10 protein-coding genes are annotated in these 12,057 nt (G+C 36.3%); 9 read left to right on the forward strand and 1 reads right to left on the reverse strand.

What is annotated here, in order from left to right; genetic code table 11:
* Position 1 precedes the first annotated feature (1 nt).
* Complete coding sequence (locus tag C5Q98_RS01070) at positions 2-1,426, forward strand: V-type ATP synthase subunit B (protein WP_106011896.1); 1,425 nt, start codon at positions 2-4, stop codon at positions 1,424-1,426.
* A gap of 43 nt (positions 1,427-1,469) precedes the next feature.
* Positions 1,470-2,168: a V-type ATP synthase subunit D gene (locus tag C5Q98_RS01075; RefSeq protein ID WP_106011897.1), complete on the forward strand. Its 699-nt coding sequence runs from the start codon at positions 1,470-1,472 to the stop codon at positions 2,166-2,168.
* Positions 2,169-2,275: 107 nt separating this feature from the next.
* Here the strand turns inward: C5Q98_RS01075 and C5Q98_RS01080 are convergent, their stop codons facing one another.
* Positions 2,276-3,745, reverse strand: coding sequence for an alpha-L-fucosidase (locus C5Q98_RS01080; protein ID WP_106011898.1), 1,470 nt, complete (start codon positions 3,743-3,745; stop codon positions 2,276-2,278).
* 141 nt (positions 3,746-3,886) lie between these two features.
* Between C5Q98_RS01080 and tkt the strand changes: the two genes are divergently transcribed.
* From tkt to murQ, 7 genes are all read left to right on the forward strand, one after another.
* Complete coding sequence (gene tkt / locus C5Q98_RS01085; protein WP_106011899.1) at positions 3,887-5,884, forward strand: transketolase; 1,998 nt, start codon at positions 3,887-3,889, stop codon at positions 5,882-5,884.
* A gap of 49 nt (positions 5,885-5,933) precedes the next feature.
* Entirely contained in the window at positions 5,934-6,533 is a 600-nt protein-coding gene (locus C5Q98_RS01090) for a cob(I)yrinic acid a,c-diamide adenosyltransferase (protein WP_106011900.1), read from the forward strand.
* Positions 6,534-6,603: 70 nt separating this feature from the next.
* Entirely contained in the window at positions 6,604-7,098 is a 495-nt protein-coding gene (locus C5Q98_RS01095; RefSeq protein WP_106011901.1) for a GNAT family N-acetyltransferase, read from the forward strand.
* Between the two features lie 297 nt (positions 7,099-7,395).
* On the forward strand, positions 7,396-8,379 hold the full coding sequence (locus C5Q98_RS01100; RefSeq protein ID WP_106011902.1) for an ABC transporter permease: 984 nt from the start codon (positions 7,396-7,398) through the stop codon (positions 8,377-8,379).
* Positions 8,380-8,394: 15 nt separating this feature from the next.
* The gene (locus tag C5Q98_RS01105; RefSeq protein ID WP_106011903.1) at positions 8,395-9,267 is read left to right on the forward strand and encodes a carbohydrate ABC transporter permease; all 873 of its coding nucleotides are present in this window, start codon (positions 8,395-8,397) and stop codon (positions 9,265-9,267) included.
* 67 nt (positions 9,268-9,334) lie between these two features.
* Complete coding sequence (locus tag C5Q98_RS01110) at positions 9,335-10,954, forward strand: extracellular solute-binding protein (protein ID WP_106011904.1); 1,620 nt, start codon at positions 9,335-9,337, stop codon at positions 10,952-10,954.
* 170 nt (positions 10,955-11,124) lie between these two features.
* A complete protein-coding gene (murQ, locus tag C5Q98_RS01115; RefSeq protein WP_106011905.1) occupies positions 11,125-12,051 on the forward strand; it encodes an N-acetylmuramic acid 6-phosphate etherase in 927 nt (308 codons plus the stop codon).
* Positions 12,052-12,057: the final 6 nt, after the last annotated feature.

Raw genomic sequence — 12,057 nt, forward strand, 5'->3', positions numbered from 1 at the left:
GATGGCAAAACAATATAGAACAATCCAAGAAGTTGCAGGACCTTTGATGCTAGTAAAAAATGTTGAAGGAGTTGCCTATGACGAGATGGGGGAGATTCAATTACCTAACGGTGAAAGAAGACTTTGCCAAGTTCTTGAAGTTACAGGTGATACAGCTTTAGTACAGTTGTTTAACTCAGCAATGGGAATTGATATTGAGAACTCAACAGTTAGATTTTTAGGCCATGGTCAAGAGTTAGGCCTTTCTCCAGATATTTTGGGAAGAACTTTTGACGGAATGGGTCGACCAATAGATAACGCACCAGATATTATTCCTGAAATGAGCCGTAATATTAATGGTTTGCCAATTAACCCTGCAGCCCGTGAATATCCTAACGAGTTTATTCAAACAGGTATTTCATCAATTGATGGTTTGAACACTTTGGTTAGAGGACAGAAGTTACCAATTTTCTCAGCTTCAGGTTTGCCACATAACCAATTAGCAGCCCAAATTGTTAGACAAGCACAAGTTCTAGATGATCACGAAGATTTTGCGGTTGTCTTTGGTGCTATGGGTATTACATTTGAGGATGCAAACTTCTTTATCCAAGAGTTCTATGAAACAGGAGCTATTGAGAGAACAGTTGCTTTCATGAACTTGGCTAATGAGCCAACAATTGAGCGTATTGCTACACCAAGATTAGCTTTGACAGCTGCTGAATATTTAGCATTTGAATTAGACATGCAAGTTTTGGTTATCCTAACTGACATGACCTACTATGCAGATGCTTTGCGTGAGGTTTCTGCAGCACGTAAAGAAGTTCCAGGTAGACGTGGATATCCAGGTTATTTATATACAGACTTGGCTACAATTTATGAGCGTGCAGGTAGAAAGAAAGATAGCAAAGGTTCAATAACTTTAATTCCAATTCTAACCATGCCAGATGATGACAAGACTCACCCAGTTCCTGACTTGACTGGTTATATTACTGAGGGTCAGATAATGTTGGATAGATCTTTGACACAAGTATCTATCAACCCACCAGTAGATGTTTTGCCTTCACTTTCACGTTTGAAAGATGACGGTATTGGTAAAGACAAGACCAGGGAAGACCACGCTGCTACCATGAACCAGCTATTCGCTGCCTATTCTCGTGGTAAAGATGCACGTGAGTTATCCGATATCTTGGGTGAATCAGCTTTGACAGATATGGATAAAATTTATGTTAAATTCTCTAATGAATTTGAAAAGAAATATATTGGTCAGGGATTTAGAGAGAACAGAAGTATATTTGATACATTGAGTTTAGGTTGGGAATTGTTATCCATTTTACCTGAATCAGAGTTGAACCGTATTGATCAAGAATTAATTGATAAATATTATTATGAAGCTAAAGAAAGAGTAGAGAATAACTCTATTTCTGTGGGAAATAATAGCGATAAATAGTAATTAGTGAGAAGCAAAGAAATTTAGAATTTGAGGGGAGATTATGGCAAATAGAGTAAGTCCAAATAGAATGGAACTTATGCGCTTAAAGACAAGGCTAAAAGTTGCATCTAGAGGTCACAAACTACTAAAAGATAAACGTGATGGTTTAATGCGTTTCTTCGTGGAACGAATTGAGTATGCCACGAAATTGCGTAAATTAGTAGATACTCTGCTAGAAGATGCTAATGCTGCAATGACAATTGCTGAATCCGTTAATGGTAGCAAAGTTATCAATGAAGCACTTCTATTAAATTCTGAACCATTGAAAGTTAAGGTTGAAGAATTGAGTGTCATGTCCCTAAGCATTCCTCAATTTGAAATTAACTTCAAAGATGAGCTAGAAGAAGGTAGTTATCCTTATGGTTTGGCGAGCACAAGTTCTGAATTAGATACCGCGATTGAATATTTGCAAAAAGCCTTCCCAGCTCTGTTAGCTCTCGCAAGTGCTGAAAAAGAGATTCAGATGCTAGCTAGAGAGATAGAGACTACTCGTAGAAGAGTTAACTCACTAGAACACTTCATGATCCCTGAAATGGAAGCTCAGATAAGGAGTATCAGTATGAGACTTGAAGAGAATGAGCGTGATAACATTACTAGATTAATGAAAGTTAAAGATCAGATTATCGCTGATGAGCAGGAAAAAGCTAGAGCAGAGTCTGCAAAGAACATTGCAGAGTATAAAGAGAGACTGAATAAGTAAAACTATAAAATAGAAGTATTACAGTATAATTAGTCAGTTAAAAGAACTCACTTAAACAAGTTAAGTGAGTTCTTTCTATTTTATTTAAATATCAGGCGAGCAAAACTCTACCAATCTGGATCACCAGGTTCTACTCCAGGTAGTGGAGCAGGGGCTGCTGAGTTTGGATTCTTCCAAAGTTCATGTAGGTTAGTGATACTGAGCTCACGTAAAAATAGTGGAGACTTATTAGCTAGAAGCTTGAATTTAATCTTAATAGCTTGGATTTTTCTTCCTCTGAATTCATCAGGCAATAAGACTAGTCTTCTGTATCCGATTGTCGTACCGTGATAAATGTGTTCAAATGTTTCTGAATTGGCCGATTTTATCGAAACAGAAAATTCTTCAACTCTTTGGCCAAATTCAATCATTTCCGCAATATTGATTAGATCAAAGTTACTTGCTTCAGGTAAAGTCCAGGTTAATTCTGAGACTTCTTCTTCACCAAATGCGATAGCAACTTTATCTAATTCTTGCATTGAAGATTGCTCTAGCTCACCATCCTCGAATGTGTATATATCTTCTTTTATAACATCTACAGATTTAGCAAAGTTCTCTAGACTTTCATAAGCGTCATCAGCGAAATCACCTTCGAAAGTTGGCGGAATATTAAGTAATAATGTTGAGCCTCTACCTATTGAGTTTAGGTAAATATATGCTAATTCGGATTGGGTTTTTGGCTCATCACCTGGGTGGTGGAACCAGCCTTTGTATAGAGAAACATCAGATTCAGGAATGCTCCAGTAAATACCATTTGGGTCAAGGTCTAATCTTGTTATATCGCTGGAATCACTAGTGTTTGCTGTGTACCAGCATGGATCTGGGGCGTAACCATTTTCGTTACCTACCCAGTAAATTCCTCCTAGGACGCCTGCACCAAATATATTAATGCCAGGGTTGTGTTCTTTTATAATGGCAATCCATTCTTCAAATTTATATTCTTGAGCATCTGCACCTTCACCTTTGGCACCATCTAGCCACCACTCGACAAATTTACCGTCACGTCCATATTTAGGATCTTCACAAATTTCACGAATTTGGTTCATATAAAACTCATTGTAGTCTCCGTTGCTATCTGTAGCATCATCGTAACCGGTACCGTAACCATAACTAGGTTCGTGAGCATCCCATGGAGAAAGATATAATCCCATATCTAAGCCGTGCTCGGTACATGCAGCAGACAGATCAGCCAAAATATCTCTTTTGAATGGCGAATACTCAACTGTATGGTCTGTGTATTTACTAAACCACAGACAGAAACCATCGTGATGCTTTGCAGTTATAATTAAGCGTTTGAAACCTGCAGATTTAAGTGCTTTGACCATGCCGTCTGGGTTCCAGTTTTCTGGATTGAAGATCTCAGGAGATTCTTCACCAGTACCCCATTCTCTGCCTGTAAAAGTATTAACACCAAAGTGCATAAAAGCAGCTAGTTCAGAATGGTGATACTCCAACTGACTTTCGCTTGGAAGAGGCATTGCTTGTTCAAGACTCTCTAGATTATCTGCGAACTGCGAGTTAAAAGATTTTTCTGACATATAAATCCTCCTAAAAAACAAGTTAGTTCAATCATACTAATAAATTAGAAATTTAACTAATTTTTTATTATAGCTTCAGAAATAACTATAGATGTGCTAAACTTATTAATGAAAAAGCTTATTTAATAACGGAGGTTATCGATGTCACAGAAAGATTTAAATATGCAAGCTCAAGCCATAGCCGAGGCTAGAGGTTTGGCCATTGATATGGTACAAGCAGCAAATTCAGGCCACCCAGGTATGCCACTTGGAGCGATGCCAATGATTTTTGAATTGTGGGCTAACCACATGAAGTTTAATCCGAAAGACCCAACTTGGGCTAATAGAGATAGATTTGTTCTGAGTGCAGGACATGGATCAGCAATGCTTTACACAATGAGCTATTTGTTTGGTCATGATTATACAATTGAAGATCTCAAAAACTTCCGTCAATTTGGTTCAAAAACTCCAGGCCACCCAGATTACGAATTATCTAGAGGTATTGAAGCTACAACAGGTGCTTTAGGACAAGGTTTATCTACAGCAGTAGGTTTAGCCTTAGGTGAAAGACATCTAGCAGCTATATTTAATACAGAGGAAGAGAAGATCTTCGATAACTATACATTTGTAATTGCAGGTGACGGTTGCTTGATGGAAGGTATAACAGCTGAAGCATCATCATTTGCAGGACATTTAGGTTTAGGTAATTTAATTGTTCTTTATGATTCTAATAATATAACTATTGATGGTAACACCGATATAGCTTTCACAGAGAATGTTAGAGCACGTTATGAGGCTTATGGATGGCATACTCAATTAGTTGAAGATGGAAATGATACTGAGGCAATTGGTAAAGCAATTGAAGCAGCAAAAGCAGAGAAGAATAAACCAAGCCTGATTGAAGTTAAGACATTAATTGGTTTCTCATCACCAGTCGAAGCTTCTAACAAATCTCATGGTAATCCTTTGGGAGAAGATGGGGTAATAGAAACTAAGAAGAAATTAGGTTTGAATCCAGAAGAATCATTCTATGTTTCACAAGAAGTCTTAGATTACTGCCGTAATATTAAGAAAGCGGATCAAGTGGAAAATCATGACTGGCAACAACTTGTAGAAAAATATTTGAGCCAAGATAATGAAAAAGCTGAAGCTCTAAGAATGTATTTCAGTGGTGAATGGCCAAATATTTTGGATATTGAAGGAATTGAAGATTTCTCAGGTAAACAAGCAACACGAGCAACTTCTGGAACAGTTTTAAATAAATTTAGTCAAGTAGACCCACTATTAGTAGGTGGTTCAGCAGACTTGGCAGGTTCAAACTCAACCGACTTGAAAGATTCAGATTTCATGAATAGAAATGATTTCTCTGGTAAGAATATTCACTACGGTGTTAGAGAATTTGCTATGGGTGCAATTGCTAATGGTTTAGCTTTGGCAGGACTACGTAGTTTCTGTGCAACTTTCTTAATCTTTACAGAATATATGTACTATGCTTTGCGTTCAGCAGCCATGATGGAAATACCAACTATGTTTGTTATGACACACGATAGTATTGGTTTAGGAGAAGATGGTCAAACTCACCAACCAATAGAGCATCTAAGCGGCTTGCGTGCAATGCCAAACTTGTGGGTTTGGAGACCAGCTGATGGTAAAGAAACAGTTGCTGCATATGCAAAAGCAAATAGACCTGGACCAACACTATTAGCTTTGACACGTCAGAAGATTGAAACATTAGAAAACACTTCAGCTGAAAAAGCTATGAAGGGTGCATACATCTTAGAAGAAAATAATGTAAAAGATAACAAGCCAGAACTAATCATTATGGCAACAGGTTCAGAAGTGGAAATTGCAAAAGCTGCATATGATGACATGCTTGCAGAAAACTCTGACTTGAGTTTAAGACTTGTATCCATGCCTTGTTTTGAAGCATTTGAGGAGCAAGATGAAGAGTATAAAGAAAGCGTTCTACCTAAGGCAGTTTCAAAACGAGTAAGTATTGAAGCTGCAGCATCAATGTCTTGGTACAAGTATGTTGGACTTGAAGGAAGTATTATTGCAATAGATCGCTTCGGAGAGTCAGCACCTATTGATGATCTCTATAATGAATTTGGCTTCACAAAAGAGAATGTAATAAAGGAAGCTAAGAATTTATTAGGCTAAAAGTTTACTTTTGAAAGCATGTAAAAACTTTTGTTAGGAGGGTAAAGCTTTGCAAATATATACTAGAGTTGGCGATAAGGGTGAAACCAAAACTATTGGCGGCAAAACAGTATTTAAAGACGATGCCAGAGTGGAAGCTTACGGAACTATAGATGAATTGAATAGTTTCATAGGTTTAGCACGAGTAAAAGTTGCTGAAATTGAAGTCTTAAAGAGCCTGAGTGAGGAATTACTTGAAATTCAACATTTACTCTTTGACTGTGGTAATGATATTGCTACACCGGCAGGAGATGAGCGCTATACTTATAGGACTAGTGAAGACGCTGTAGAGTGGTTAGAAGCTAGAATTGATGAGCATGCGCAAGAAGCGCCTGAAATTGAGACATTTATTCTACCTGGAGGAAGTGAAGTTTCTGCTATGCTCCATGTTTGTAGAACTATTTGTAGAAGAGCTGAAAGAAGAATAGTCACATTTATGCAAATCGAAGCTACTAATCCTTTTGCGCTGAAGTTTATTAATCGTCTTTCGGATTATCTATTTGCCATAGCTCGTAGTACCAATGCGAAGTTGGGGCAAAAAGATGTTGCCTATGAGAGAGGTGGCAATGTCTTTCACTTAGATATCACTAAAGATGATATTTTTGACTAGTTATATTGCAAGTTTATTTTTAGCCATAATTGATTTTATGAAAATATTTTAAATTGTGAGGAGTTTAGATATGGCAGATATGTTAGTTAGATTGTATGATCTACCATCAAACGAGAAAAAGTTAGAAGAACTAGCATCTCAAGGGATTCAGATTAGAAGAGCAATGGCTCCGGACAAAAGAGCTATATTGGAATTCGTAGAGAATGAAGTAGGTAATCCTAGAAGTGCCGGTGAAGCAGATGTTTGTTTTAGCAATACTCCAATAAGTTTGTTTGTCGCTACTGAAGGTAGTAAACTTATAGGTTATGCTTGTTATAATGCAACCGCGTTGGATTTCTTCGGGCCAACAGCTGTTTTGGAAGATTATAGAGGAAAAGGTATAGGAAAAGCTTTGCTCCTACAGTCCTTACATGCAATGTATGCTGAAGGATACCAGTATGCGATTATTGGAGGTATAGGACCTAGAGAGTTTTATGAAAAAGTTTGTGGAGCAGTTTTGATTGAAAACTCTACACCAGGACCATACAAAGATTTTTTGCATGACTTGAAGAACCAAGGACAATAGTTTTATAATGCCTTATTAAGTTAAAGTTTTGAATGAAAGAGGAGGAGCAGTATATTTGCTCCTCTTTTGTTTTGTGTTTTATTTTGTTTAAAATCACATGCTAAAAGAGTATAAAGGCAGTGTTTGTGTCATTTTGTTTAGAATGTGCATAATACAATTAGCTAAAATATGAAATTCCACAACAAATTGCATAAAAACTTCTTGACAATAGAATGAGGTCTATTGTATTATGTTTCATGAACAAAATATTCACGGAGCAGTGATGTTCTTGAATAAAATATTTAAGGAGACAATCTTATGTCAAAAGACAAACAGTCTGCGGTTCAAGTCAAAGAGCCAAAAGCAAAAGAGATTAAAAAGGTTAAACCCAAAATACCTTTTACTAAGACTAAATTCTATAGCAATAGATATATTCACTTAATGGTGTTTATAACTACAGTCTTCTTTTTGGTGTTTAGGTACTGGCCAATTTTATGGAACGTTATTGCCTTCCAAAACTTTAAGATTTTAAAAGGCTTTACAGGTAGTAAATTTGTAGGCTTGGATAACTTTAAAGAAATTTTTAGTAACATGCCTTACTTTATGCGTTTGTTAAGAAATACAATCGCAATGAATGGTTTGAACCTAATACTAGGTTTCCCAGCTCCAATTATTTTTGCTCTTTTACTAAATGAGCTTTGGGGAAGCAAGTTTAAGAGAACAGTACAGACAATAAGTTATCTTCCGCATTTTATTTCTACAGTTGTTGTAGTTGGTATGACAACACTCTTGTTATCACCATCACTTGGTTTAGTAAATAAAGTTATTGCAGACTTAGGTGGAACCAAGATTAATTTCCTAAGTCAACCAAAAATGTTCTGGTGGATTATGGTAGCTACAGGTATTTGGCAAAGTGTAGGTTGGAGTGCAATTATTTACTTATCAGCTCTGACAAGTATTGATCCGGCACTATATGAAGTATCTTCAATAGATGGAGCTAATCGTTGGCAACAAACATTACATATTACTTTGCCTGGTATAAGAAATACAATTATGATCATGTTCATTTTACAAATAGGTAGTCTTCTAGCTGTTAATACAGAAAAGATTTTCCTTTTCCAAAACGACTTGAACTTGAGTAGATCTGAGATGATTCCAACATATATCTATAAACGCGGTATCGTAAGTAGTGACTATAGTAAAGCTACTGCTGCAGGATTAATCAACGCAGTGATAAGTATTGCACTTGTTTCTCTTGCAAACTGGTTATCCAAAAAATATACCGAAGTAAGTATCATGTAAGGAAGGAGATGGATTATGTTACACAAAACAAAAGGACAAAAAGTTTTTCAAGTAGTAATTGTTATATTTTTCATAATCATGTGTGCTATTTTTATTATCCCAATTCTTAATGTTTTGGCAATGTCTTTAAGTAGTACAAACGCTATCCTCAGAAACGATGTAGGTATATTCCCAGTTGACCTTACTACTATAGGTTATAAACAAGTTTTCTCTAATGACAAAATTTTAAGTGGTTTCAAAAACAGCTTCTTGGTTATTGGAGTTCACACACCTTTAGCTTTAATTGGTACAGCTTTTGCGGCTTATCCTTTAGCGTATGGAGATTTCAAAGGTAAGAAACTATATAACTATATGATAGTTTTAACAATGTGGATTGCTGGAGGTTTGATACCTAGTTTCATGGTTGTTAACTACTTAGGAATGGTTGATACATTATGGTCAATTATTATTCCATCACTATTAGGTGCTTATAACATCATTATCTTAAGAAATTATTTTGAAAGTATTCCTACCTCTCTAATAGAATCAGCAAAAATAGATGGTGCACACGATTTTACAATACTCTTCCGTATTATTTTACCACTGTCAAAACCAGTCTTAGCAACCATAACACTATGGATAGTTGTTGCTAGATGGAATGAATTCTTTGCACCATTAATGTATTTAAGAGATAGTAAGAAATATACACTGCAGGTTATTTTAAGAGACATAATTATGTCATCAGAAATGAATGAATTTAATATGACAGCTGCAGAAGGTACGTTAAGTATCCCAGAACAATTGCGAAATGCGTCAATTATTATTTCATTAGTTCCAATGTTAGTCGTTTACCCATTCCTACAAAAATACTTCGTTACAGGTATTATGTTGGGTTCAGTTAAGGGCTAGTTAAATTGGAGTAAATTAAGTTGTAAAACTTTGAGCGTAAGAAAAAATAGTAAGGAGGATTGACTATATGAAGCGCACAAGTAAAAAAGCGTTATCACTATTCTTAGCATTAGTTTTAGGTATAGGACTAGTAGCATGTAATACAGATAGTGGTAAAGAAAAAGACAACAGTGGCACATCAAATCAAAAAGCTACTGAAGGAGAGGAATCAAATGAGGAAGAAACAAATGCTGAACCTCTAGAGTTCTCAATTATGAGTATGACTTGGGGTGACCATGAGAAGTCACTTAGAGAAGATGGCTCAAATGAGATTTTGGATAAGATCCAAGAAGATTCCAATACAAAAATTGAATTCAAATGGTTCCCAGCAGATCAGTATGCTAATAGAGTTACAACAACTTTAGCAACTGGTGATATTCCTGAGGTAATTAACGGAGCTGGTGCTATGCTTATTGATCAAGGAGCAGCAGTAGCGTTAGATGAACTATTAGAAGAGCATGGACAAAATATTCTAAAATCATTCTCTGAAAACCCAATTGATGCAACAAAATTGAAGAGTACAGAAGATGGTAAGACATATATGGTCCCATTCGTATTGAACTACCAACCAGCTTATGCTTGGTCAGTACGTGCTGACTGGCTAGAAAATGTTGGTGTTAAAGAAATGCCTGAAACATGGGAAGACTGGCTAAATGTTTGGGAAAAATTCAAGACAGAAGATCCAAACAAAGATGGTAACAGTACAAATGATATTCCTTACTCAGGTGATATTTACTCATTGATGCCAATCTTTGGTATGAATGTAAGTAACAAATTTACAATCATGATCGATGAAGATGGCAACTGGACATTAGCACCAGAGAGCGAAAACTTCAAGACATATTTAGAAGCAGTACGTGATATGTACAACAAAGGCTACTTAGATCCAGAGTTTGCTGCTAGAGGTGTATACGTAGATAACAACTCATTATCAGATGCAGTTAACTCAGGTGTTACAGGTTCAACATTCACATGGGCAGAAATTACAAGAACAGCTACTCTAGGTTTACAAGAAGTAAATCCAGATGCAAAACTAGTAGGTATTAAACCTCCTGTAGGTCCAAACGGTCATAGTGGTATCCCAGGTAGAAGTACAGTTACTCCAACAAGTGTTATCACAATCGGAGCAGAAAAACGTGGTATAGAAGCTGACATCGTTAAATTCTTCAACTATGTATTTAGTGAAGAAGGTATGACAACAATGAGTTATGGTATCGAAGGTAAGCATCACGAAATCGTTGATGGTAAACCAGTCTTGAAAGAACCATACTCTGAATCATTTGCAAATGCTCGTCAAGCAGGTATCAACTATACACCATTAGCTCACAACTTCTTCCCAGAGGCATATGAGTCTATAATGTTAGCAGGTAAGACTTATGAAGAATCAGAACCAGCAGTCAAACAATTCTACGATGCACTATATGCAGGTGAAGGCCACTGGTTCAACTCAGCACCAATCTTAAATACTGAAGCATACGTAAATAAAGGAGCAGAACTATTTGGTCAATTAGGTACAGCTTTAGCAGAATGTATAATTGGTGAAATTTCAATCGATGATTTCTACAGCCAATATGAGAACTTGAAAGCTTCAGGCTTACAAGAAATTATTGATCAAGGTAACGAAGCTTGGAAAGCTCTTAACTCATAAGATAATTAGTTTAACTTTTGAGATTTAGCTATTAAAAAAGCTTAAAGTTTGAAAAAATATGGGTTGAGGTTAGAGGTTGAAGCCTCATCCTCAGCCCATTTTAATATAGACATGGTAAGTATTAATTAAGAAATAATACAGGTTAGGAGATTAACTAATTGGTGAGCAATATGGGTGTAAATAATTTAGAAGCAAGTGTGTGGGGATTAGGCACCGAACAAAATAATCAAGCAACAATGAATATTGATCAGATGAATTCTGTTGAAATTGTTGAAGCTTTCTTAAATGAAGATAGTAAGATTGTTGAGGCAATTGCACTAGAAAAAGATAAAATTGCTAAAGCGATTGAAACTATTGCAGAAAGTTTTAAAAAAGGTGGAAGATTATTTTATTTTGGAGCTGGAACAAGTGGTAGACTAGGTGTATTGGATGCATCTGAATGCCCTCCTACGTTTGGTACAGATCCTGAGCTTGTACAAGGATTGATTGCTGGAGGCGATTTTGCCCTCAGAAATGCGGTAGAAGCAGCAGAAGATAATGTAGAGGCAGGAAGAATTGAAGTAGATCAACTTGGTATTAATTCTAACGATACTGTTGTAGGTATTACAGCTAGTGGAAGAACTCCATATGTAATAGGTGCTTGCGCAAGAGCAAATGAACTTGGGGTTGAAACGATTGCAGTGGTATGTAATGATGGATCAGAGTTAGCAAACGTAGTTAATAACCCAATTTCTGTTGTAACAGGTCCAGAATTGATTCAAGGATCCACAAGATTAAAAGCAGGTACAGCTACTAAGATGGTTTTAAATATGCTGACAACAGGTGCGATGATTAGAACCGGTAAAGTTTATGAAAACCGAATGGTAGATATGCGACCAACAAATGATAAATTAAAAGCCAGAGCAATACGTTTAACAATGGAGATTACAGGTCTAGATAGAGAAGAGGTAATTCCTGCCTTAGAGTCGTGTAATTATCATGTGAAACCAAGTGTGCTATGCATATTAGGAGATGTTGATGCTCAAACTGCAGAAGAATTACTAAAGAAAAATGATGGTTTCTTGCGTAATGCTATAGCTGAGGCAAAGGGAATTTAATCCAAA

This window comes from Fastidiosipila sanguinis (assembly GCF_002998295.1).
GTDB classification, from domain to species: domain Bacteria; phylum Bacillota; class Clostridia; order Saccharofermentanales; family Fastidiosipilaceae; genus Fastidiosipila; species Fastidiosipila sanguinis.